We start from the raw sequence: 24,664 nt of genomic DNA on the forward strand, positions 1-24,664 counted from the left end.
TGAGTGGTTTTTTTTAATCAGTATTCTCATTCCAAAAGCCCGAGTTTCATATACAACCGTTCATTTCCATTTCCAGTTACAATTAAGTTATGGTCTTCTTGATATTTCTCGATAGCTTTTTGAGTTTTATTATCGAATACTCCATCTACTTTTCCCTTGTAATAGCCAGCTAATCTCAGCCTTTGTTGCACAAGGTAAACGAGGGTTCCTTTCGAGCCAACAACTAATACATCTATGTGATTATCCAGGCCGTGAATAGGTCCTTCTATAATAACAGGCGTCCCGACAGGAATCTGCTCATACAAATCTTCAGCATCTTTATTTTTCATACGTACACAACCACTGCTTACATTTCTACCAATTAAGTTTGGTTTATTAGTGCCATGAATACCATATATACCCCAAGGGACGTTCAAGCCTAACCATCTTGAACCAAAGCCGCCCCCCCAATCTTTAGATTTTTCAATAACTGTAAAATAACCGACAGGAGTTGGGGTATCATCCTTTCCAGTTGCAATTGAAAAACTTTTTATAGTTTTTTCCCCTTCTTTTACGGTTAATTTGTTTTCCCATAAATCAACCTTAATCATTAAACCTACTTCAGCAAAGATCATTTTTGGAGGTATAATGGTGGCAACTACGAGAACAAGAATAAATAATAATTTATAAAGTTTCATAATAACCAAAACCTTTACTTATCCATTTTTATATTCAAAAAATATCTTCTTAAATATATTGCCCTTTTATATAAGTTGTAATTCCTCAAAATTGGGTCACGGGGTCGGGAACTGTGGTCTACGATTACCCCACCCTGTTTGATCGTCGTTTCCTGTATTCTTTATGAAACTTCTTCAAACTGACTATTGTATAACTCTGCATAGAAGCCATTTTTTAATAAAAGTTCTTCATGATTTCCAGTTTCAATGATGTCGCCATCCTTCATCACAAGTATTACATCAGCATTTTTGATTGTAGATAATCGATGGGCAATCACAAACGAAGTTTTACCTTCCGTTAGTTTATCCATTGCCTGCTGAATTAACATCTCTGTTCGGGTGTCTACCGAACTTGTAGCCTCATCCAAAATTAGCAAAGGGGCAGTCTTTACCATTGCCCTTGCGATCGTAATTAACTGCTTTTGACCTGCAGACAGGTTAGCCTTATCATCTAAAATGGTATCGTATCCCTTCGGCAAGGTTTTGATATAGTGATAAAGGCCGACTGCTTTACAAGCGGACTCTAGCTGCTCATCAGTAATACCCTTGCTGGAATAAACGATATTATCGCGGATAGTCCCTTCGAAAAGCCAGGTATCCTGAAGCACCATACAGAATAATTCATGAAGATTCTCTCTAGTAAGTTGACTTATTGGTACTCCATCAATCAGGATTTCCCCATCATTTACTTCATAGAAACGCATTAACAGGTTGACCAATGTAGTTTTGCCGGCACCGGTAGGACCGACGATGGCAACCTTTTGCCCTGCCTTCACCTTTACCGAGAAATTTTTAATCACAGGCTGATTCTCATTATAGCCAAAACGGACATTTCGGAACTCTACATCCCCATTGGCTGTTTCGAGTTCTTTTGTCTTCTCACTTTCATCTGCAAGTTCTTTTTCCTCCAAAAATTCAAAAACACGAGCACTCGCTGCAGCTGTTGACTGGAGCTGTGTAGCTCCTTGGGCAATTTGAGAGAGCGGCTGGGTGAAAAGGCGAATATACAACATAAACGATACGATTACACCGAATGAAATATAATCATTGACAGCAAGAGCAGCACCGACGATGCAGACAACGACATAGCCTAGATTGCCGACAAACATCATAAATGGCATCATTAAGCCGGATAGGAATTGCGATTTCCAGGCACTGTCATACAATCCTGTGTTGATTTCGTGGAATGTTTCCTTTGCCATCTTTTCGCCATTATAAGCCTTCACCACACTTTGCCCTGAATAAATCTCTTCGATATAGCCGTTCAGCTTGCCAAGTTGTTGCTGTTGCCGTCCAAAATAAACCTGTGATTTGGAAATCACCAATGACATCAACGCAAATCCGATAAAAGTAGATAAAACGGCGGAGATCGCCATAATCCAGTTTGTGTAAAACATCATGACCAATGATCCTAGAAACAAGGTAACGGCTGAAGTTAACCCACTCAGGCTTTGATTCAGTGTCTGGCCGACAAGATCCACATCATTGGTGACACGGCTTAAAACATCGCCGGTACTTGTTGAGTCAAAGTATTTCAACGGCAAACGATTCATCTTTTTAGAGAGGTCTTTTCTTAAGTTTTTGGAGATCCGCTGTGTGACCGTAGCCATAATAAAGCCCTGGACATATTGAAAAACAAACATAAGACCATAAAGGATTAAAAGAATAGTGGCAATATCAACAATCGCTTCCATATCGATGCTCGCCATCATTCCTTCGGTTATTTTATCAGTCATACGCCCGAGCAAATCAGGTCCGATAATATTAAAAATTGCCCCAGCCATTGCAAGCACCATAGCAATCATAATGGCGGGAACAAACGACCGTGAAAAGACAAATAATTTCTTAAAGCTTTTCAAACCTTGCCCTTTCTCGGAGCCTTTCGGGCGCTTGCGGGAACGGGCTTCCTTCTTAGATTTAAGCTCAACTTTTTCATTATTAACCAATGTCAAGCTCCTCCTTTGACAATTGCGAGTGGGCAATTTCTTGATAAACTTCGCATGTCTTCAATAGCTCTTGATGCGTACCAATCCCTACTACCTCGCCTTCATCGAGAACGATGATGCGATCTGCATCAATAATCGTCCCGATCCGCTGTGCGACAATGATTGAGGTGGCATTCTCTATCTCTTTTTTTAACCTTGACCGCAATACTCGGTCGGTTTTGTAATCAAGTGCCGAGAAAGAATCATCAAATAAATAGATTTCAGGATTTTTAAAAATTGCACGAGCAATGGACAGTCTTTGTTTCTGCCCACCCGAAATATTCGTACCACTCTGGGCGATTTCCGCTTCGTACGTGCCTTCCATTTTTTCGACAAAGTCTTTACCCTGCGCAATTTCAACAGCTCGTTCAATTTGAGTGTCTTCCTTCTTTGTAGTATCTTCTCCAAAACCAAAGGCTACGTTTGACGCAACACTACCACTGAACATAATTGCCTTTTGGGATACATAGCCAATCTTATTCCTTAAAGCTTCTAGGGAATACTTCCTTACATCCATTCCATCAACAAGCACCTCACCTTCCGTCGCATCGATAAAGCGAGGGATCAGGTTAAGGAGAGTACTTTTCCCACTTCCAGTAGAACCGATAATGGCTACGGTTTCGCCCTGGTGAGCGCTAAAGCTTATATTTTTCAAAACATAATCCTCTGCTTCAGGATATTTAAAGCTTACATTACGGAATTCAATTTCCCCTGATGAACCGGGATTTTCCGCTTTTGTGACAATTCCATCTTTAATTTTGACATTCGTATCTAATACCTCATTAATACGTTTAGCTGAAACAGCTGCCCGCGGCATCATGATAAATACCATCGACAGCATCATAAAGGCCATGATGATTTGCATGGCATAAGAGGAAAAGACAATCATATCAGCAAATATAGATAAACGATTTGGCACCGAAGCATCGTTAATTAAGACGGCGCCAATCCAATAAATGGCGAGATTCATACCGGATATCATGAGACCAATTGAAGGAAATAAAATGGCCATCGTTCTGCTGGTGAAAAGATTTGTTCTTGTCAGATCATCATTCGCTGATTCAAATTTTTCCTCCTCGTATTCCTCCGCATTATAAGCACGAACAACTCTCATGCCTGACAAATTCTCTCTTGTCACACGGTTTAATTGATCAGTCAGAGTTTGAATCACCCTGAATTTAGGTAATGCGACAAAGACAACGATGGCAATTAAAACGCATAAAAATGCAACCGCTATTCCAGTAGCAACCGTCCACTCCCAGGACTTACCCATTATTTTTAAAATGGCCCACACCGCCATAATCGGAGCCCGGATCACAACTTGAAGCCCCATAATAATCAGCATCTGAATCTGCATAATATCGTTAGTAGATCGTGTAATTAGACTAGCTGTAGAAAAACGGCTAACTTCCTCCATCGAAAAAGATAAGTTTTTCTCAAACACCATGTCGCGCAGACGGACTGAGAACCCCGCCGCCACTCTGGCCGCCAGAAAAACGGTAACCATTGACGCCAGCATACTTCCAACAGCGCATAACAACATGTACACACCTTGTATAAGCACATCACTAATTTTGCTTCCTTCTGTCTGCACAAGCCTAGTGATTTCAGCCATAAAATCTGGAATTTTTAAGTCAAGCCCTACTTGAGTTACTATAAAAACCAGGCTGCAAAAGACTAACAACCAATCTTTCTTCTGAAAATATTTGAAAATTTTCAACATGTAACGATGCCTCCCAAGGCAAAATGTTTAATATAAAGAATGAACTAGCTGCTCAACTGAGATTCACAAACATTCAATCTCACCATCCTCCCGTTTAATATCCCCAAAAAGAAATAAAATAAGCCACGGGGTCGGGAACTGTGGACCAGAGAACTAACCCGAGAAAAATAAAAGGAATTTGCCACATTAGCAAATTCCGATGTCTTTAAAAAGATTAATATTCTAATAGTATCAAAAGATTCTTACGACCCTTACCCTAGAGTTGTGCTTTGTTTGGCCATGTCCTGCTTCATTTGCATAAATTGGAAATGTAAATCTTTCAATGCTGCAATAATTGCATTTGTTGCTTTACCATGATAATACATTTGTACAGCTTTTATCGGTTCGTCAATTCCATCTTTAATACTGTAACCTCTTAATAGCTTTCCGATAAAGTCCCTACCATGGTTTGTTGCTAAGGTACATGACGCTTCTAGAATAACCCCATACTTGCAATCAATCTCTGCTGTAACTGTTAAATTATCATATATATTCTTGGCAGCCATTCCTTGCGGCAACCGAGAGTGCCCCGCAATGAAAATTGTTAAACATTTATTCATTTGATAACCCCCATACCAAAATCTGTAGCTATATCTATAGCTTATGATTCCTTAAATTTCTTAAAAATCCTGCTATACATTCAGATAATTTTGGAAAAAATTATAAAAATTGGGGGTTACTAATTCTTAATGAATGATTTCTTGTTTGGATGCCTCGTAAGGCCAAGCTGGCAGCATTTTAGACAGTGGTTTATCCTCACGATAACCTAGCACATATTCACCTTGCATAATCGTATGAATTTCTCTTGTTCCTTCATAAATAACGGGTGCTTTAGCATTCCGTAAAAATCTCTCAACTGGATACTCATTTGAATAGCCATATGCACCATGGATTTGAACCGCATCATTGGCAGCTTGTAAAGCAAAGTCACATGCTTGCCATTTAGCAAGGGAAGTTTCACGCGTATTTCTAGCTCCTTTGTTTTTCAACCATCCTGCTTTAAAAACTAATAACCTAGACATTTGTAGGCCAGCTTCCATCTTAGCAATCATCTGTTGAACTAATTGATGTTTGCCAATTTCTTTCCCAAATGTCTTTCTTTCGCGGCAATATTTCACGCTTTCTTCCAAGCATGCCATAATCGTCCCGCAAGCACCTGCGGCAACTGTAAATCGGCCATTATCTAAAGCAGCCATCGCAATTTTAAAGCCTTCTCCTTCTTGACCAACTAAATTTTCCTTAGGGACGCGAACATTATCGAAGAATAATTCACCAGTATTCCCTGCCCGAATTCCTAATTTTCCTTTAATTGCTTTTGATGAAAATCCCGGCATTGTTCGTTCAACAATGAAACAAGAAATTCCATGATGTTTTTTACTCTTATCTGTATAGGCAAAAACCAAAAAGTTATCGGCCACATCGCAAAGTGAAATCCATGTTTTTGAACCGTTTAGAATATAATCATCGCCATCTTTTACAGCCGTCGTTTGTAAAGCAGCAACATCAGATCCAGCATTTGGTTCCGTTAATCCAAAGGCACCAACCTTCTCCCCTTTTGCTTGTGGAACCAAATATTTTTGCTTTTGCTCCTCATTTCCCCACTGTAATAAAGTCATACTATTTAAGCCCGTATGAACAGATACGGCTGTTCGATAAGCGGTGTCACCGCGTTCAAGTTCTTCGCAGACAATCGCAAGTGAATTATAGTCCATTCCACTTCCACCATATTCCTCAGGAATACAAACCCCCATTAAATCCAAATCAGCCATACGTTTCATAATATTTCTTTCAAAATGTTGATTGGCATCCCATTCTCCGATATTTGGAATAATCTCCTTGTCTACAAAACTTCTAACCATTTTTCTTAACATTTCTTGTTCTTCTGAAAAACTAAAATTCATCATGATCCATTCCCCCTAAATTATATTTAATTCTTTCATTTCTTCGATCATTTCATTGGTATAACCTATTTCTAATAAAACCTCTTTGCTATGCTCCCCAGCTACTGGCGGATGAGAGCGGACTTGGACAGGAGTTCTTGATAATTTTAATGGACTTCCAACTAACTTTATCTCCCCGATTGTTGGATGATTCATCTCATAAACCATGTTTCTGGCTGCAACCTGCGGATCTTCGAATACTTCTTTCATATTTTGGATTGGTCCGGCTGGTATACCGCTTTCGTTCAAATGAATTAACCATTCTTTTGAAGTCTTTACTTTAAATTGTAAAGACAAAATTTCCGTTAATTCATCGCGATTTTCTAATCGCTTTGAATTCGTTGCGTACCGTTCGTCCACTCCTATATCCTCGATCCCTAAAACGGAACACAGTTTTCTAAACTGACCATCATTCCCTACAGCTACCACCATCTTGCCATCTTTCGTATCAAATGGTTGGTAAGGAACGATATTAGGATGATTGTTTCCTAATAAACCTGGTATTTTCCCTGAAATTAGATAATTACTAGCGATATTAGCAAGTGCACTAAGCTGGGAATCAAATAAGGATATATCAATGCTTTGCCCTTCCCCTGATTGATTCCGCTCATTCAAGGCCGCTAGAATACCAATATTGGCATAAAGACCGGTAAATAAATCTGAAATCGCCACTCCCACTTTGACTGGTCCTGATTGTTCACTTCCCGTAATACTCATCAAACCACTCATCGCTTGGATAATGAAATCATAGCCTGGTAATTGCCGATAGGGACCATTATGGCCAAATCCAGTAATCGAACAATGAATAATTCTTGGGTTCAATTCCTTTAACTCGGAATAACCAAGCCCCCATTTTTCCATCGTGCCGCTTTTAAAATTTTCAATGACAATATCACTTTCAATTAGCAGCTTTTTCAAAACTTCCCGACCTTGTTCAGTTTTTAGATTTAAGGTGATCGCTCGCTTGTTACGATTAGCGCATAAATAATAAGCGCTCTCTGTTCCTTTGTACGGTGGTCCCCAATATCTGGTGTCATCACTTCCACCCGGTCCTTCAACTTTTATGATCTCCGCACCTAAATCACCCAAAATCATCGTACAATACGGCCCTGCCAACACTCTCGTTAAATCTAATACTCTAACTCCTTCTAATGCTCCAGGCACCTGACCACCACCTTTAATGATTGAATAAAAAAAGCCAGAAAAACTAGCTACAACCCAATAAAAATAGATTGCAATAAATAGTTTTTAACTGGCTTATGATTTAGGTATCAATTCTGGCATTGAATTGATGTAAATCTAAACAGTTGCTTAGTTTGGATTTATTGAAATTGTTTTAAACGCGGTAAAGAATTCAATCGCAGCTTGACCTTGTTCTCTTGTACCGGAACTAGACTCTTTCATGCCGCCAAATGGCGCTTGTGGCTCTGCTCCACCGGTCTCACCATTGATTTGAACCATTCCTACTTCACTGTTTTTAGCAAAGTCTAAGGCTTTCTTTAAATCTTTCGTAAATAAGGATGCACTCAATCCGTAGATCGTATCATTGGCTTGTTCTAAGGCTTCTTCGTAAGATTCAACCTTGATCATACAAAGGACAGGACCGAAAATTTCTTCTCTTGCAATTGTCATGTCATTCGTTACGTTTTCGAATATACAAGGCTCGATAAAATATCCATCTGAGAGCACCCCTTCGGTTAGCTGCTTCCCACCATATAGTAGAGTAGCGCCTTCCTCAAGACCTGTTTTTATATAACTAACAACGGTATCAAATTGATGTTTTGAGGCCAATGGCCCCATTGTAATTTCGGTCTTTAATCCATCACCAACCGTTATAGCCCTTACTTTTTCTAACACTTTTTCTTTAAAAGATTCATAGATTGTACTTTGAACAAAGACTCGACTTGTAGCGGTACAACGTTGTCCAGTTTGCTTCATAGCTCCATCAACTACTAATTGTGCCGCTTGTTCTACGTCCGCATCATCTAATACAATCGCTGGATTTTTTCCACCTAATTCAAGCTGATACTTTTTCCCTGATTCAACGGCTAATTTGGCGATATTTTTACCAACAAAATTAGATCCTGTAAAAGTAATGGCATCAACATGCTGATTTTCAACAAGACTATTACCAATCACAGAGCCTCTTCCTGTTACAAAATTCACGACACCAGGCGGAACCCCAGCTTCCTCAAACACTTCCACCAGTTTTGCTCCTGTAATCCCTGTTTCTGTCGCAGGTTTAAATACAACTGTATTTCCATAAATCAGGGCAGGTGCGATCTTCCAAATCGGAATGGCAATCGGAAAATTCCAAGGTGATATAACCCCCACTACTCCTACAGGTACTCGCATCGTATAGAAGAGATTATTCTGAAAGGCTGACGGTAAGACCTCTCCTAATTTTCGATATCCTTCTTGTGCAAAGTATCTTAAAATAGCTGCACCCCGTAAGACCTCTCCTTTTGTTTCAATCAACCTTTTCCCCATTTCCCTCGTTGCAATTTCGGCAATTTCGGCTGCTCTTTTTTCAAGGATGTCAGCAGCATTTTGTAAATATTCACATCTAGCAACAGGTGACAATCTCGCCCAGTGTTTAACTGCTTTTTTTGCTGCTTCACAGGCAAGATTTACATCTTCGATTGCCGATGCTTGAACCGTTCCAACCATTTGCTGATTATGGGCTGGATTGGTTATCGAGATGATTTCTCCACTAGCAGATGCCACCCATTCACCGTTCATATAATTTAGTTTGTGATTAGACATTTGCAGCCCTCCCTATTTTGTAACACTTTCGAAGGCGCTTTCTAATATTGAAATTCCTTCATTTAGTTCATCATCACTAATAATCAGTGGAGGGAGGAATCTTAACACATTGGAGTACATTCCTGCACTTAATGCAAATAAACCATGTTGCCAACAATACTTTACGATTTCTGCTGTTTTAGCAGTGGCCGGTTCTTTTGTGTTGCGATCCTCTACTAACTCCATCGCACACATCGCACCAAGACCACGGACATCCCCTATCAATTCATATTTATTTTGCAAATGATGAAAAGCAGCCATCAATTGCCTTCCAACATTTTGTGCCTTTTTCACAATTTCTTCTTCCTCGATGACATCCAAAACAGCTAAACTAGCTGCGCAGGACATCGGGCTTCCAGCAAAGGTTCCACCTAATTGCCCGATATCAGGAGTATCCATAATCGCTGCTCTTCCTGTTACTGCACTTAAAGGCATTCCCGCTGCCAGTGACTTTGACATTGTTAGCAAGTCTGGGGCCACATCAAAATGATTCATACCAAATAAAAGACCGGTTCGACCGAAGCCTGTTTGAATTTCATCCGCAATAAACAAAATATCATGTTGCTCACAAATCCTTTTTACACCTTGAACAAATTTCTTGGACGGAACAATAAAGCCCCCTTCTCCTTGAACTGGTTCCATGATGACAGCACCGATTTCATCGGGTGATGCATCGGCAACGAAGAAATCCTCAAATCTGCTCAGTAAGAAGTCATCATAGCTATCCGGATCCATGTTTTCTGGTGCCCGATAATAATATGGATATGGCATTTTATAAGTCGAATTTGCAAATGGTCCGAACCCATGTTTATAAGGTTTCACCTTGCTAGTTAATGACATTGTTAACAGCGTTCGACCGTGATAGCCCCGATCAAAGGAAATGACACCCGGCTTTCCTGTATACTTTCTGGCGATTTTCACCGCATTTTCAACTGCTTCTGCCCCACTGTTCAAAAACATCGTTTTCTTCTCGAACGAGCCTGGCGTTATCTCATTCAATCGTTCCGCTAATTCTATATAACTCTCATACGGAGCAACATGAAAACAAGTGTGGATTGATTTCGCAGCTTGCTCTTGGACTGCCCGAACAACTTTAGGGTGGCAGTGGCCCACATTTTGAATACCAATACCTCCAGCAAAATCAATATAGCGATTCCCATCAATATCATAAACTGTAGCACCTTGGGCAGATTCAACATAAACCTGTGTAATATTATAAGGCGCTTTAGGAACTGCTTTCATCCGTCTTTCATGTAATATTAATGATTGTGGGCTTTTTACAGCATTTGTAACTTCTGCCATTTATACAACCTCCTGATTATGTCTTTATAACTCAGCTTGCTTTTTCTCACCCATGCGGCGAGTAACGACTGCTTGGGCAATCATCACGATAAATGTACAAACAATTAATAGTGTAGAAACAGCTGCAATCGTTGGATCAACTTGTGTCCTCATATTTTCCCACATGACTACAGGCAATGTTTTTGTAGTCGCACCTGATACAAAAATACTAACAACTACTTCATCCAAAGAGGTTATAAAAGCAAACAATGCACCAGCAACAACCGAAGAGCGAATTAAAGGTAAGGTAATCTTAAAAAACACACCGATTGGATTGGACCCTAATGACAGCGCCGCCAATTCTAGATTTCTATCTAACCCTTTTAGCTTAGCAGAAACGGTTATGACAACGATTGGAATAGCGATAATAGAATGCGCAAGGACTAATGCAGTTAGAGTGTTTGTCATTTTGTAAAAAGAAAATGAGTGATACATAGCAATCCCTACAATGACAAGAGGGATCACCATTGGTGCGATCATTAAATTCATAAATATTTTTTTGCCTGGAAATTCTAGTCTATCCATCGCTAAAGAAGCCATTGTGCCAATAGCCATCGCAATAATTGATGTGAAAAAGGCGACAATAATACTACGAATAAATCCATCGGTCCACTGGTCATTCTCTAAAAAGTTCTCATACCATTTTAGTGAATAACTAGGTGGTGGAAATTCAAATGCCATAGATGAACTAAGGGAGAGTGGGATGATGATAAGAACCGGCAAAATCATTAGCGTTAAAATGATCATTACAAATGTTCGTAATAGCATCACTTCACTCCCTTTAACATCGGTGACAATTTCGTAACCCCATATGCAAGTCCAAGTAATAATAGAGTTGTAACTAATAATAATAACGATAGAGCTGAAGCTAGATGCCAATTTAAGCTCATCTGAATGTTTTCTTGGATAAGCTTGGCAATCACAATATTACTTTGCCCACCTAGAATAGCTGGCGTGATAAAATAGCCTAAACCTAACACAAATACGATTAGTGACCCCGCCGTAATTCCCGGCAAAGACAAGGGCAAGAAAATTTGAAAAAACGCTTTTAAAGGTTTTGCACCTAGACCTTGGGCTGCTTGAAGCAGCCGCCTATCAATACTCTCCATCACGGAATATAAGCTGAGAATCATATATGGCAATAAAATGTGAGTCATGCCAATGACAACTCCTACTGTATTATAAAGTAATTGGAGCGGCTCATCGATCATTCCCAATCCGATTAGCAGCTTATTCAAAGCGCCATATTCCTGTAATATGATTTGCCAACTGAATGTTCTAGCAAGTAGACTAATCCAAAGTGTCGTTAGCACTGTTCCTAAAATAACTTGCTTCCATACCTTTGACTGGGTAACTGTGATTAAATAGGCAACAGGGTAGCCAATCAGTAGTGAAAAAATCGTAACAAGGAAAGAAATCTTAACTGTGATCCAAAGCACCCGTAAATAAAGTGTTCCTGTCAGTACTTCCTTCATATATTCCAATGTAAACCCTGTTTCATCTACTATGCTTAGCTTTAAAACATTAAAGATCGAAATATATAGTAGAAACACTACGTAAAGGAGTGGAATAGCTAACAATAACCACTTTAAACCTGGTAATTTTATTAAAGAAGGCTGAACAGGATTCACTCTAGTCATGACATGTGTATCGATATTGACCTTCCCCATTATCTTCCCCCTTCCCTATCTTGAACTTCATCGGTTTGATGTATCAAATACACCTTGGCATATTTATTTTAATAGCCATTCATTGAATTTTTTATTAATTTCTTCAAAATTATCAGCCCAGTACTTTACATCAATCACAACTTGATTGCTCAATTTCTCTTCCGTTTGCCCTAGACGTTCCTTCACTTCTTCCGACAGTAAACCAAGCGCTTTCATATTTGTCGGAGCATAATCAATTAGATTGGAGTAAGCGGCTTGTTGCTCGGGCTCCATTGCAAATGCGATAAACTCCTGTGCTAAATCTTTATTTGGTGCACCCTTCGGAATAATCCATGAAGTAGACATCATTAATGCTTCACCAAATTCATTTTCTACTTTTGAACCTTCTGCCTTCGCAGTTGAGACCCGTCCATTCCATGCTGCTGCAACTGCTGCTTCTTTAGTCGCTAGTAATTGTGGAGGTTGTGCTCCTGCATCCCACCATGTTTTAATATTACCTTTTATTTTATCTAGGCTGTTTAAAGCACGATCAACATCTAACGGATATAGTTCCTCTTTTTTCACACCATCGGCTAGTAAAGCAGATTCTAATGTTCCCATTGGGTTTTTGTATAGCGAACGTGAACCAGGATATTTTTCCGTATCCCAAAATTCAGCCCATGTTTTCGGATGATCACCCGGAAATAACTCCGTATTATAGGCGATATTTGTAAAATACAATTGAAGGCCAATCGTATAATCTGTCACTAAATGCGGATAGACATCATCCTTCTTAATAATTGAATAATCCAAAGGCTCTAATAGTCCTTGCGACTCTAAACGTAAAGCAACATCCGTATCATGATTAACAACGTCCCACTCAACATTTCCACTTTCAACCATTGCTAATAATTTCCCTGTATCTGTCGGGGATACTACGACCACATTAACGCCATATTTTTTTTCGAACGGTTCATATACTGCTTTTTGAGCGGCCTTAGAAGACGTTCCCCCCCAATCAACGACGACTAATTGCTTGGATTCTTTTTTTGCTGTTCCATCTTCCTTACTGCCCTCACTTGTAGTTGGGCTCCCGCCACTACAAGCAACAAGTGAAAAAAGAAATCCTGCCATTGTCAAAAGCAGAGACAATCGTTTTATCATTACATTTCCCCCTCGATAATTTAATTAAATGAACAATCATGCTAGTATTCTATGAAAAAAAATCTACCAATTTTCAGATGGCTTCATCGAATGGTATAAGAGTAGAGTTAATGCCATTCCAACCTAAAATAATTTCTTTTCCTTCACCCATTTCAGCACCATAATAGGCAGGGACCTTTACAGTCAAAGACTGTTCAGAGCCCGTTTTTACTTTTAATTTAACAGCATCACCTATATAGATTTTTTCGTATACCGCTACTTTTAAATAGTTTTCGAATTGGTTTACATCACTTGCGATGTGCATATTCTCAGGTCGAACCGCGATAAATACATCTTTAGATTCTATTGCTGGGGTTCCCTCTACTTTTAGACTGATAGAATCATCATTAAGTAATTTGATAACAGAAGCCTCTTTATCTTTGGCCACGACTTTTCCACCTAATAGATTAATTTCTCCAATAAACTCTGCCACAAATCGATTGACAGGCTTTTCATATAATTCCCTAGGGGAAGCTATCTGTTCGATTCTTCCTTTATTCATTACACAAATTCTATCAGACATCGTTAATGCTTCTTCTTGATCATGTGTTACACTAACCGTTGTAATACCAACTCTTTCTTGAATATGTTTAATTTCTAATTGCATTGCTTCTCTTAGATTTTTATCCAATGCACCAAGTGGTTCATCCAATAGTAACAATGGAGGGTTGAAGACAATCGCCCTTGCTAAAGCGACCCGTTGTTGCTGCCCACCACTAAGTTGATGCGGATATCTTTTCGCATAATCACTCAAATGTACGAGATCTAAAATATTTTTTACTAATTCTTTTATTTGACTTTTACTAAACTTTCGAAGCTTTAAGGGATAAGCAATATTCTCTCCTACAGTCATATGAGGAAAAAGAGCATAATTTTGAAATAGCATTCCAATATTTCTCTCATAAGGCTTCTTGGTTGTAATATCTTCATGATTTAAATAAACATGTCCACTCGATAACGGCTCAAATCCTGCAATTAACTTAAGCAGTGATGTTTTCCCCGAACCTGATGGCCCTAAGATTGTTACAAATTCACCATTTCTAATGTCTAGATTAATGTCGTCTACTGCTTTGAATTTTTTATAATACTTTGTAGCATTTTTTAATGAAAGGTGAGTATTTATGGACATTCAGACTATCCCCTCCTTGTTTTTTTTATAAAATAAAAAGCCAGTCATACCAACAAATAATGTTGATATAACTGGCTTAAATCTACGGATTATTCTGGTTTTCACCAAGATTAGGTAGATTTCTCAGTTTCATTCATTTAACAAGTTTCTAATTTATGGGTTCGCTGACCACGAAAGAGGCATTCTTTCTAGAAGCGAAATTAAATTATAACTTTTTTTATAATTTCATGCTCTATTGAACTAATTATATAGAGTGACTGTCCCCTTTGTCAATAAATAATTTAAATTTTCATAATATTCTTTTACCATAGTGGGCCACAGGGACGGGAACTGTGGATCACTCCAATAATTAACCTAAGAATAAACTTAAAACAACTTGCAAAAGCTTTATTAATGATATAGCTTTGGAAATAACGACAAAATGTAAGGAGATGGATATATATGAATAAAGAAACGCCTCATATTAAACCAAATGGTGTAGAAATTGCGGAAACGATCCTTTTACCAGGGGACCCTTTACGGGCAAAATTTATCGCTGAAACCTATCTAGATGATGTAGTGCAGTTTAATTCTGTACGTAATATGCTGGGCTTTACCGGTACATACAATGGCAATAAAGTATCCGTTATGGGAACAGGCATGGGTATACCTAGTATAGGGATCTATTCATGGGAGCTCATACATGTATTTGGTGTAAAAAATTTAATAAGAGTTGGTACTTGTGGTGCTATTCAGGACAATATGAAACTATACGATGTCGTTTTGGCCATGGGTGCATCCACGAATTCAAACTATGTCGATCAGTTTAACCTTCCTGGGCAATTTTCTTGTATAGCTTCCTATTCATTACTGGAAAAGGCAAAGAAAGCCGCAGACCAAAAAGGTCTACCGGTACATGTTGGAAATGTGCTTTCAAGCGATATTTTTTATAATGATGATGCTACTGCTATGGATAGGTGGAAGAAAATGGGGATACTTGCTGTAGAAATGGAGACTTCCGGCCTTTACTTGAACGCTGCACGTACGGGTGTGAATGCACTTACCATTATGACCGTTAGTGACCATATCTATACAAAAGAGGAAACCACTCCGGAAGAAAGACAAACCGCCTTTACTAATATGATGGAAATTGCCTTGCAGCTTGCTTGAGCTGCGGGGTTTGGGTTCTCCGACCCCTTTTTTGTGAGCCACGGGGTCGGGAACTCCGGCCCTTTCAAGTATAAAAAATCAAATCCCCTCCAATACTTATAAAATACATAAATAAAAAACAATGTTAAAATCAGTTATTATTTATCTTAAAAGAAATATATTTAATAGTAATAGAATTAACATGGACGGAGGAAAGAATGATGTATAGTCAGTTGGATTTGATTTCTCGTGAACTAGAAAAGAATGAAAGTCTTAGAGAATTCAATAGAAGTAAAAAATTTTTCTATAATGCTGCCTATTCCCTTTTGAATCGTCGCCATATTTTTACTTTTTATGTACCTCAAAAGCTTTATTCCAGAGCGGAGTTAATATGCCGTAAAATTGAGGATGAAATTAATAAACCTTTTACCCTTGAGAAATTATCTGAAATTCTCTATACTGATTTTCTCAAATACGCAGATAGTAATGATATGCATACTATTTATCATTTATTAAATTCAAGAGATTTGGCCCCCAAAAATGTTTACCAATCTGAAGAAGTCTATGACGGTGTGATAGCAGAAGAAATCCGTGGCTACGAGGCCGTTCATGTATCGATCAAACATAATGATGCATTGGAAGGTGAATATCTACTGGAAGATTTGGCAGAAACGTATGAACATAACTTGAAGCTGGAAAATATACTAGAAGTAGTTTTTTGTAAGTTTGTCGATGACTACCGAAAAAAGTTAATAAAAAATCCATTAGAAAAAGTGTTGCACTATCTGGAGTAATTTTGTGGGACACAGGGTCGGGAACGGTGGATCACAAAAAAATGAAGCTCCTCCATTTTTAAATGGCCCGCTTCATTTTCCCCCCATCGATCACCTGGAATTTCTGTTTTTTTCTTTCTTTTCTCTTCTTCTTAACTCCTTTAACAATCGTATATGGCAACCATACCGCAGCCGCTAAAAAGATGGCTCCATGGAATAAAAGGGTACCATAATCAATTATCTCTAACCATTGCCCAATCATTAAACATTGCCCCCTTTTTTAGTGCTGAATTGCGGATTCTATGATTTACTGATTATTTATATATGTCTAAATTCGTTAATTTAAGGATTAAATCCCATTTTAATAAATTGAATTATTTAAATTATATAAATATTCCCACCAAAAAGCTATACTAAAATAAACAAAAATTCTAAATATTTTCACTGTAAAAAGAATATTTTTAGTTTAAAAAAGACAAAACCCGATATCTGGATTTTGCCCACTTTTAATTCTCTGATTTAATTTACATGACCTTCCTTACCTCTGAAGATACATTGAAACTCAGCATTCCATTCGCTATTTTATCTAAATGCCACCACCACTGTTCATATGGAATGTTACTTGAGTAATCAAAATTATATATTTGGCTGATATGTTTAACCATTTTTTCAGCATTCTCAATAAGTTTTAAATCGTAAGTGCCAAGTAAGACCTTTTCATCAAAATCCAATTCATCTTGGATTTTATATAGATCAGTTCTGTCAAATAACATCCGCAAACTTTCAAAAGGACTAGATTCCAAATCACAAACATCGTCTCCATAATTTAAAATATATTGTTTGTATTGGCTCATTTTAACACATCCTTTACCTTTCTCTTTATCATTCATTATATTCACGATAAAATAATTATAGTCCCTTAAAACGCAATTGTATGGTACCTCTCCCCCTGCTTTCGCTTCTCCAAATGCGATTGACCATAATATTTATAAATTTCTGGGTTACACCTGTTTGATTTTTTAAACAAGGTATAATGCAATTACATGTAGTTTTAGCTTAACAAAATTTATATCCGAACTGTTTACCTGGAGGCACTCATGAAAAAAAGCATCAAACTCAATCTTTTCATTTCCCAAGTCCTATTCCTAGCTCTATTACCGATTTGGATGAAACTAACTCAATATTTGCACCCACTCGTTATCGGGGTTGTATGGTTTTGCTTGACTTCTTCAATATTATTGGTAGGTCTTTGGGTGACGAAAGAAAAAATAGCGATTTCCAAGAGAATTCTTGATTTTGTGATATTCTGCTATTCTATTGGACTGCTAATCTTATTATTTTTCAGACCGGAAAATCAGTATTATGGGTCGATTAATCTCGTGCCATTCAAAACGGTAATGTTTTATTTGGAAGGTCGTGTGGATTTGCTAATCGCCATTTATAACCTGGGGGCAAACATTGGATTATTTATACCATTCGGGGTTTACTATTGTTATATAAAAGTCAGCCCTAGGGTCGGGCAGTTACTAACAATTAGTTTTTTCACCATTGCGATGATTGAAGGAATCCAATTTATCACGAAAAGAGGAAGCTTGGATATTGATGATTTAATTTTGAACGTATTAGGGGTGCTCATTGGCTACTTGGTCTATCCAGTTTTGAAGAAAGTATTAGTTTTGAAGAGAAAAAATTTTGGTTCTAATTTAAAAAATAAATAGGGACAACTGTCCCTATTTTATTAGGTGCTTCCCTACCACTTAGCATTTAATAATTCAGCCTTCTTTTTTTCATATTCCTCTTCGGTAATAATGTGATCCTTCTCATACCTACACTATTTTAATAAACTCTATATATTTAATTACACATTTGTTTTGTTAAAAGTTTCAAAAAGTTTGGATTTTGTTCAAAATACCTCATTTAATTACCTTTAAAATCTCAGCCGGTGTATACACTTTATAATCCGGCTTCAAAGGGTCTACCACCTCTTCCGCATCATAACCCCATCCAACCCAGATCATCTGCACTCCGGTTTTTTTGCAGGCAACTACATCCCGGTGCTCATCCCCTACGTATACAACTTCAGATGACTTCAATTGTTTTTCCCTTAAAAATCTAATAATGAGCCTATCTTTGCCATGAATTTTACTGGAGCAAAGTACTTCTTTTATGTTTTTAATTTGATAATGTTTCAAGAAATACGAAATGTTCTCCCGTGAATTTGAGGAAATAATAGCAATCTTGCAACCTTTCTTCTCCACATCATTCAACATTTCTTTGATTCCATCATAAGGTTTAATATTCTTAATTCCTTGCCTATACAGCTGAAAAAACTGGGGTAATATGATGGGCACCTTATATAACGGTATCCGCAACAACCTACTACGTTCTTTGATAGATAGCTTTTTCAAAGCATCTAACTCTTCTAATTTCAATTTTTTAAAATTATGTTTTTTAGCTAACGAATTCCATGCTGCAACTAGTACAACTCTTGAATCAGCAAGTGTCCCGTCAAAATCAAATATCACATATTTCAACATAAACTTTTCTCCTTAGTCATAATAACTAGCTGTTCTTCGTTCTTCCTTTCTATGATACAACTTTTGATTAAGTATAGACGGATTCATTAATTTTTCTAAAACAGGCTATCGTCCACTCTTATCCTCTATTTAACCATATGATGCAAGTAGACTTATTTCCCTATTTTTATGAAAAGGAGGAGAAAAAATGTATTCAAATTATTATGGAAACATGGTGCCGAACTATAGGCAGGGCTACGAAGATCAAAGATGGTTCCTTGCCGCCCCGATCGCTACAGGTCTTCTAGGATTGGGGGTCGGTTATCTTGGTGGGTTAGCTACGCCTCGTCCCTGCTGTTACCCAGGATTTGGTCCAGGATTTGGAGGGTACGGGGGGTTCGGAGGATATGGAGGCTTCGGGGGATTTGGTAATCCTTTCTTCGGTGGCCCCGGCTTTTTCTAAAACGGGACTGTAGCATCTGGGTCGGAGGGGCGGGAACTGTGTCCCACAAACCGTCCCACAGGGTCGGGATCTCTGGCCCGAATCATGCCGCAGTGCCAAGCCCTCTTTCTCACTATTCTGACAAAGTTCACAATACCCTTTTGGTAGTTTACAAGGGAATTTTGAGAAGGTATGATGATGAAGGTGGATAAATATATTTAAAGTTATTGATAAGGAGTTGATATTTTTTGGGTAACATACCATGTAATGAACCCGAACCCAGTTCGATCAATGAGGAAATCATTCATTACCAGACATCAAGAAGCTTGATACCTTATAAAAATATCAACTTCCATTAATTAGATAGGTTTTAATGGCTTCCTCTTTAAGACGAGGAGGAATTTTCAATGTTAAAAACTTTTGCTACGAATGAATTTGGAGACATTCAAGAAACAACGGAAATCGTCAAAGGTTGCTGGGTCAATTTAATATCTCCAACAGAGGAAGAAATTAATTATACTGCCAATCAACTACAGATTCCTTTGGATTTTTTAAAAGACCCCTTAGACGAAGAAGAACGCTCCAGGATTGAAAAAGAAGACGATAATATTTTAATTATCATTAATGTACCTTTAGTTACACGGGATGAATTTGACAGACCGATTTATGATACGATCCCGTTAGGAATGATCATTACGAAAGACTGTTTTGTTACTGTTTGTTTGAAGGATAATCCGATCTTTCACCTTTTTTCCCAAAACAAAGTAAAGCAATTTTTCACTTACAAAAAAACAAGATTTGCCTTACAAATATTATATTTAACCGCAACTTCGTATCTTAGATACCTTAAACAAATCAATAAAAAAACAGATGAAATCGAAAGTGAACTACACCAATCGATGAAAAATAAAGAGCTTTTCTCGCTGTTAAATTTAGAAAAAAGCTTAGTGTACTTCATGACTTCATTGAAATCTAATAATATTGTCATGCAAAAAATGTTAAGAAGCAGCTACTTGAAGATGTATGAGGATGATAAAGAGTTATTAGAGGATGTAATCATTGAAAATCAACAGGCCATTGAAATGGCGGAAACTCATTCCTCGATTCTGAGCGGAATGATGGACGCTTTTGCATCAGTCATATCAAACAACTTAAACATAGTTATGAAGTTTTTAACATCCTTTACAATTATTTTGGCCCTGCCAACAATGGTAGCGAGCTTTTATGGGATGAACGTTTCGATCCCATTTCAGGATTATCCGCATGCGTTTTTCATTGCAATGTTCATATCTATAATATTTGCGAGCATTACCGCCTTTATTTTTTGGAAAAAGAGATTTTTCTAACGATAAGGAAATACGGATTAGAACCAGCATTCCTTCCTGAATGTTGGTTTTTTTATTATTTTTGTAACTTTTTTAGCGAAGGTACGTCTTAACAATGGGAAGGAGATGATTGTATGGTAAATAAAAAAATATGGACTGTTTCAACGCTGGCTTCAATGTTACTATTTTCCGCAGGTTGTTCTTTTGGAAATCAATCTACAGATAAAAATAATAGCAATGAACCAGTGGAGGTTGTTCAACCAGAAGAGAATCCACACGCAAGTGAAGAACAAGTGATGAGTAACTTTAACAATTTAATAGCAAACAATCCAGAGATCAGTGAAGTGATCCAATTCATGGAGGAAAACGTATCTGATGTGTCACCACAAAACGTTTCTGGTATGATTTTGGCATTAGAAGATTTACAAGTAAATCATTTACCAACATTCGAAGAGAATTTTACAAGCAGTGAAGATCTGCAAGTAAAATTCAGGGATTTATTTAAAGGGGATACAAGTAAAATAGAAAACATGGCCGATGCTGAGATTAAAACTTTGCTTGAAGAAACAAAAAACAGCGGTTATAAAATCGAAACTGCAGAGGGATATTATTTTCCAATCATAGATTATCAGTTCTATAAAACATTCAGTGCTAACGCAACTAAGGAAATACAGGATTATATTGAAATCATGGCTGTTGAATCTAATCAGGTGCCCGCTAAAGATGCCGCCCTAATGATTAGCTGGGATGAAATTGTCGAGAGAGCTCTTGAACAAGAGGCTTTTTTGAAGCAATATCCAAGTTCTGAAAGACTGGATGAAGTGACTGAGTTATATAAGAGGTATGAGATGTTTACTTTCTTCGGGCTTAATAATACGCCGCTGTTTAGTTATGATACAAAAAAAATTGACCCTGAAGCAAAGGCTGTATATCTAGATGCTGTTAGTAGAGAAATCAAAAGTGACTACACAGGAATGCTGAACAGCTTTCTTGAAGTTTTGGCAAAGAATAATGATACATTAACCGACGAAGTAGATGAGTATAGAAAAGAGCTAACGGATTTCCCAAGTTAAAATTCCTAAATGATTAAAAATAAGCTTACTCTTTGAGTAAGCTTATCATCCTCGATAAACACTATCACATGTTCCAGCCTTTGGTTCATAATAACAATGATTTTTAAATTGACCAGAAAAGGGTTGATCGTACCATGTTGACGGGCATGGTGCATATGGATTAAAATACCAAAGAGCGAATTTCGCTGGGTGTTGTCTCCAATAATCCAAATTCAGTTTTGCTAATCTTTTCTCACCTGTTCTCGCTCTTTGATAAAACATATTGCCCTTTTGAACAGCTTCAAACGAATAATTACCTCCTTGAACTTGAAATATGGCTTGATGAACTGATCTAACATCCTTAAAGTCTGAACAATCTGCTATAACACGATTAACAATTACATTTCCAACATATAACATTCCTTGGTTTCCTTCACCTTCAGCTTCTGCTCTCATCATCCTTGCCATTAAGGCAATGTCCGAACTTCGGTAATTTATTCTTGGCATTATTTCACCCCCAAAATATAGTATGAATAAGGGCTTATATTAATATCTTGTACATAAAATTAGAAGCACCAAAAAGGCTGCCGAAAAAGTTGGTTTTTTTCGACAGCCTTTTTGTTTTATAGCTATACATTTAGTAATTTTCTTTCTTTTTCGATCTCATCAATCGCAACTTCCCACCACTCATAGCCTACAGGACGTCGATCTTCCCTTACCTCTAACCTATCCTTCTTTACTCTGTCAATTCTTTCTTTTTCATCTAATGCCATAAACTCACAACAAATTTCAAAAACGTCTTCAAATTGTGCGAGTGACATGTGAGGCACCTTCTTTCGTTATTTAGAAGGGCTTTTTGTTTCCTCCCTTCTTTACTACATCATATTCAGCCAGATTAGTTATAGGATAGAAAATTCTGTCAAAATTTTGAATTTCGAAGGATTTGTAAATGAGTAGAGCAATTGGTGGAAGCTGTGGAACAGATCGGGAAACTAGAATGATTTCAATAATCGTTGATAAAACATACTTTGTAGACTTTTTACTTGAAAAATATAGTAAAATATTCCCTTGATTGGTATAATTTTAGTTGTGACTTTTGAACTAAACTATATACTGAGTCGGAGGTTTTTATGAGCATTAGATCAAGAAACTTTTTGTCGTTCGGAATTATTTTCCTTTTATTTCTTATTTTTGGAACAATTCAAATTGTGAATTTGACTTCACAAGTAAAACAGCTTGAAGAAATTAAAGAAAAAACATTACAGTCCGCTTTGTTAGCTGATCAATTAAAATTATCGGTTGTCCAAGTTCAACAATATTTATCAGATATTAGTGCTACAAGAGCGCAAGATGGTTTTGATGATGGTTTCAAACTAGCAGAAGCCCATAGCAAATTATTTTATAGGGATCTTGAAAAGCTAAAAGAACTTCATCCGACCGAAGCTAAGGAATTAGATGCTATAAAATTATCATTTGATTCCTACTATGAAATGGGTCAAAAGATGGCTAATCAATATATTCAAGCCGGCACAGAAAAAGGCAATGAAATAATGCCGCTGTTTGACAAAAATTCATTAGATATTAATAGAAAAGTTGACGATTACCAAAAAAAATATTTATCTAGCATTAATCAATCATTACAGGATATTCATGATTTAATGAACAAAAATAAAATGGTAATTGGCATTCTTGGCGGAATTATTTTTGTACTTGCCATCATGATATCCGTTTTCTTAAGCCGCTCAATTATAGTTCCATTGAGAAAACTAATGGATGCTACAGAGACTATCGCACAAGGTGACCTTCGTCAACCGATAACCATTCGGTCAAAAGATGAAATCGGTACATTGGCTGGATCATTTGAGGAAATGAGAACAAAGTTAGTTGACCTTATACATCAAATAAAGCTAACATCTGAACACTTAACTGCTTCTTCGGAGGAACTTACCGCAGGTGCGGAATCAACCGCTCAGACAACAGACCAAATTGCAAATTCCATACAAGAAGTGGCTCAGGGAACGGATCAGCAATTATTGGCTAGTCAAACCTCCTCCCAAACCGTAGCTGAAATTTCGTCAGGTATTAACCAAGTGGCTGCTTCAGTTCAGTTTGTTGCTGAATTAGGATCCAATGCCCAAAGCCACGCAAGTATTGGAAATGAAATTGTTCATAAAACATTAGAACATATGAATTTAATCAGTAATAAGGTAAACAATGTCTCAGATGTAATTGGTAAACTTGGAGAAAAATCAAAAGAAATAGAGCAAATTATTTCTTTAATCACGCAAATTTCAGATCAAACTAATTTATTAGCATTAAACGCTGCTATAGAAGCGGCAAGAGCAGGTGAGCATGGGAAAGGTTTTTCAGTAGTTGCTGAAGAAGTAAGAAAATTAGCTGAACAATCAAGTAATGCTGCCGGTCAAGTACAACAACTTATAGAACAAGTTCAAAAAGAAACAGACAATGCAATAAAATCGGTGAGCGAAGGTACCACTGCTGTAAATGGTGGAATTAGTTTAGGGAAGCAAACAGGAGATGCTTTTGAAGGGATCACAAAAATTATCCAAGATTTATCTGCGCATTCAAAAGAAACAATAATTGCGGTTGAACGTGTAAATAAAAGCGGTGTTGAAATAGTTGAGATGATGAATTCCATAGTAAATACCACCTCAGTATCAGCACTGAATGCACAAAACGTTTCAGCAGCTGCTGAAGAGCAAACCGCAGCAATGCAGGAAATAACCGCTACCGCTCGATCATTAAGCTTTACTGCTATAAAACTACAAGAAATGGTTAGCCAATTTAAATTCTAAAATAACAAATTGAGGGCTTGGAAAATCTTCCAGGCTCTTTTGTTTTGATAGATATAGATCCCTGGGACAGAGGGTCGGGAAC

24 protein-coding genes are annotated in these 24,664 nt (G+C 37.5%); 7 read left to right on the forward strand and 17 right to left on the reverse strand.

Going from position 1 to position 24,664, the window contains the following annotated elements:
- Positions 1 to 26 precede the first annotated feature (26 nt).
- The 12 genes from P9E47_RS21680 to P9E47_RS21735 all read right to left on the reverse strand — a co-directional run bounded on the left by P9E47_RS21680 (position 27) and on the right by P9E47_RS21735 (position 14,530).
- Positions 27 to 677 (reverse strand): L,D-transpeptidase family protein, encoded by a 651-nt coding sequence (locus P9E47_RS21680; protein ID WP_003331307.1) that lies wholly within the window; start codon positions 675 to 677, stop codon positions 27 to 29.
- A gap of 161 nt (positions 678 to 838) precedes the next feature.
- Complete coding sequence (locus P9E47_RS21685; protein ID WP_326164949.1) at positions 839 to 2,662, reverse strand: ABC transporter ATP-binding protein; 1,824 nt, start codon at positions 2,660 to 2,662, stop codon at positions 839 to 841.
- Complete coding sequence (locus P9E47_RS21690; RefSeq protein WP_003331305.1) at positions 2,655 to 4,424, reverse strand: ABC transporter ATP-binding protein; 1,770 nt, start codon at positions 4,422 to 4,424, stop codon at positions 2,655 to 2,657. Before P9E47_RS21690 ends, P9E47_RS21685 begins: the two co-directional genes overlap by 8 nt.
- Before the next feature lie 251 nt (positions 4,425 to 4,675).
- Positions 4,676 to 5,023 (reverse strand): DUF3870 domain-containing protein, encoded by a 348-nt coding sequence (locus tag P9E47_RS21695; protein ID WP_003331304.1) that lies wholly within the window; start codon positions 5,021 to 5,023, stop codon positions 4,676 to 4,678.
- Between the two features lie 126 nt (positions 5,024 to 5,149).
- Positions 5,150 to 6,367: an acyl-CoA dehydrogenase family protein gene (locus P9E47_RS21700; RefSeq protein WP_003331303.1), complete on the reverse strand. Its 1,218-nt coding sequence runs from the start codon at positions 6,365 to 6,367 to the stop codon at positions 5,150 to 5,152.
- A 12-nt stretch (positions 6,368 to 6,379) separates the two neighbouring features.
- Positions 6,380 to 7,567, reverse strand: a complete 1,188-nt coding sequence (locus P9E47_RS21705) for a CaiB/BaiF CoA transferase family protein (protein ID WP_003331302.1) — start codon at positions 7,565 to 7,567, stop codon at positions 6,380 to 6,382.
- Positions 7,568 to 7,714: 147 nt separating this feature from the next.
- Positions 7,715 to 9,169 carry an aldehyde dehydrogenase family protein gene (locus tag P9E47_RS21710; protein WP_326164950.1) on the reverse strand — a complete coding sequence of 485 codons (1,455 nt, stop codon included), beginning with the start codon at positions 9,167 to 9,169 and terminating at the stop codon, positions 7,715 to 7,717.
- A 12-nt stretch (positions 9,170 to 9,181) separates the two neighbouring features.
- Positions 9,182 to 10,510, reverse strand: a complete 1,329-nt coding sequence (gene gabT, locus P9E47_RS21715) for a 4-aminobutyrate--2-oxoglutarate transaminase (RefSeq protein ID WP_326164953.1) — start codon at positions 10,508 to 10,510, stop codon at positions 9,182 to 9,184.
- 24 nt (positions 10,511 to 10,534) lie between these two features.
- Positions 10,535 to 11,317 carry an ABC transporter permease gene (locus tag P9E47_RS21720; protein ID WP_003331298.1) on the reverse strand — a complete coding sequence of 261 codons (783 nt, stop codon included), beginning with the start codon at positions 11,315 to 11,317 and terminating at the stop codon, positions 10,535 to 10,537.
- Positions 11,317 to 12,219, reverse strand: coding sequence for an ABC transporter permease (locus P9E47_RS21725; RefSeq protein WP_326164955.1), 903 nt, complete (start codon positions 12,217 to 12,219; stop codon positions 11,317 to 11,319). Before P9E47_RS21725 ends, P9E47_RS21720 begins: the two co-directional genes overlap by 1 nt.
- 63 nt (positions 12,220 to 12,282) lie before the next feature.
- Positions 12,283 to 13,362, reverse strand: coding sequence for an ABC transporter substrate-binding protein (locus P9E47_RS21730; RefSeq protein ID WP_326164957.1), 1,080 nt, complete (start codon positions 13,360 to 13,362; stop codon positions 12,283 to 12,285).
- Between the two features lie 73 nt (positions 13,363 to 13,435).
- Positions 13,436 to 14,530: an ABC transporter ATP-binding protein gene (locus P9E47_RS21735; protein ID WP_003331295.1), complete on the reverse strand. Its 1,095-nt coding sequence runs from the start codon at positions 14,528 to 14,530 to the stop codon at positions 13,436 to 13,438.
- Positions 14,531 to 14,971: 441 nt separating this feature from the next.
- Here P9E47_RS21735 and deoD point away from each other — a divergent pair, with 441 nt between their 5' ends.
- Both deoD and P9E47_RS21745 read left to right on the forward strand, forming a co-directional pair.
- Complete coding sequence (gene deoD, locus P9E47_RS21740; RefSeq protein WP_326164960.1) at positions 14,972 to 15,679, forward strand: purine-nucleoside phosphorylase; 708 nt, start codon at positions 14,972 to 14,974, stop codon at positions 15,677 to 15,679.
- 197 nt (positions 15,680 to 15,876) lie between these two features.
- The gene (locus P9E47_RS21745) at positions 15,877 to 16,452 is read left to right on the forward strand and encodes a hypothetical protein (RefSeq protein WP_157382110.1); all 576 of its coding nucleotides are present in this window, start codon (positions 15,877 to 15,879) and stop codon (positions 16,450 to 16,452) included.
- 58 nt (positions 16,453 to 16,510) lie between these two features.
- Here the strand turns inward: P9E47_RS21745 and P9E47_RS21750 are convergent, their stop codons facing one another.
- Positions 16,511 to 16,693: a hypothetical protein gene (locus P9E47_RS21750; protein ID WP_003331292.1), complete on the reverse strand. Its 183-nt coding sequence runs from the start codon at positions 16,691 to 16,693 to the stop codon at positions 16,511 to 16,513.
- A 262-nt stretch (positions 16,694 to 16,955) separates the two neighbouring features.
- A complete protein-coding gene (locus P9E47_RS21755; protein WP_035195525.1) occupies positions 16,956 to 17,285 on the reverse strand; it encodes a hypothetical protein in 330 nt (109 codons plus the stop codon).
- A gap of 243 nt (positions 17,286 to 17,528) precedes the next feature.
- Between P9E47_RS21755 and P9E47_RS21760 the strand changes: the two genes are divergently transcribed.
- Positions 17,529 to 18,149 carry a VanZ family protein gene (locus P9E47_RS21760; protein WP_326164962.1) on the forward strand — a complete coding sequence of 207 codons (621 nt, stop codon included), beginning with the start codon at positions 17,529 to 17,531 and terminating at the stop codon, positions 18,147 to 18,149.
- Between the two features lie 195 nt (positions 18,150 to 18,344).
- Here the strand turns inward: P9E47_RS21760 and P9E47_RS21765 are convergent, their stop codons facing one another.
- A complete protein-coding gene (locus P9E47_RS21765) occupies positions 18,345 to 18,968 on the reverse strand; it encodes an HAD-IA family hydrolase (protein ID WP_003331289.1) in 624 nt (207 codons plus the stop codon).
- An 828-nt stretch (positions 18,969 to 19,796) separates the two neighbouring features.
- Here P9E47_RS21765 and P9E47_RS21770 point away from each other — a divergent pair.
- Positions 19,797 to 20,735: a magnesium transporter CorA family protein gene (locus P9E47_RS21770; RefSeq protein WP_003331286.1), complete on the forward strand. Its 939-nt coding sequence runs from the start codon at positions 19,797 to 19,799 to the stop codon at positions 20,733 to 20,735.
- Between the two features lie 113 nt (positions 20,736 to 20,848).
- On the forward strand, positions 20,849 to 21,787 hold the full coding sequence (locus P9E47_RS21775; RefSeq protein WP_003331285.1) for a hypothetical protein: 939 nt from the start codon (positions 20,849 to 20,851) through the stop codon (positions 21,785 to 21,787).
- Between the two features lie 45 nt (positions 21,788 to 21,832).
- On the opposite strand, the gene P9E47_RS21780 is transcribed toward P9E47_RS21775, so the two are convergent.
- Both P9E47_RS21780 and P9E47_RS21785 read right to left on the reverse strand, forming a co-directional pair.
- Complete coding sequence (locus P9E47_RS21780; protein WP_003331284.1) at positions 21,833 to 22,273, reverse strand: cell wall hydrolase; 441 nt, start codon at positions 22,271 to 22,273, stop codon at positions 21,833 to 21,835.
- A 122-nt stretch (positions 22,274 to 22,395) separates the two neighbouring features.
- Positions 22,396 to 22,587: a hypothetical protein gene (locus P9E47_RS21785; protein WP_003331283.1), complete on the reverse strand. Its 192-nt coding sequence runs from the start codon at positions 22,585 to 22,587 to the stop codon at positions 22,396 to 22,398.
- A gap of 128 nt (positions 22,588 to 22,715) precedes the next feature.
- On the opposite strand from P9E47_RS21785, the gene P9E47_RS21790 reads away from it, so the two are divergent.
- Complete coding sequence (locus tag P9E47_RS21790; RefSeq protein ID WP_267880041.1) at positions 22,716 to 22,838, forward strand: hypothetical protein; 123 nt, start codon at positions 22,716 to 22,718, stop codon at positions 22,836 to 22,838.
- 58 nt (positions 22,839 to 22,896) lie between these two features.
- The gene (locus P9E47_RS21795; RefSeq protein WP_003331282.1) at positions 22,897 to 24,582 is read left to right on the forward strand and encodes a methyl-accepting chemotaxis protein; all 1,686 of its coding nucleotides are present in this window, start codon (positions 22,897 to 22,899) and stop codon (positions 24,580 to 24,582) included.
- Positions 24,583 to 24,664: the final 82 nt, after the last annotated feature.

The organism is Schinkia azotoformans, assembly GCF_035811335.1.
Classification (GTDB): Bacteria; Bacillota; Bacilli; order Bacillales; family Bacillaceae_J; genus Schinkia; species Schinkia azotoformans.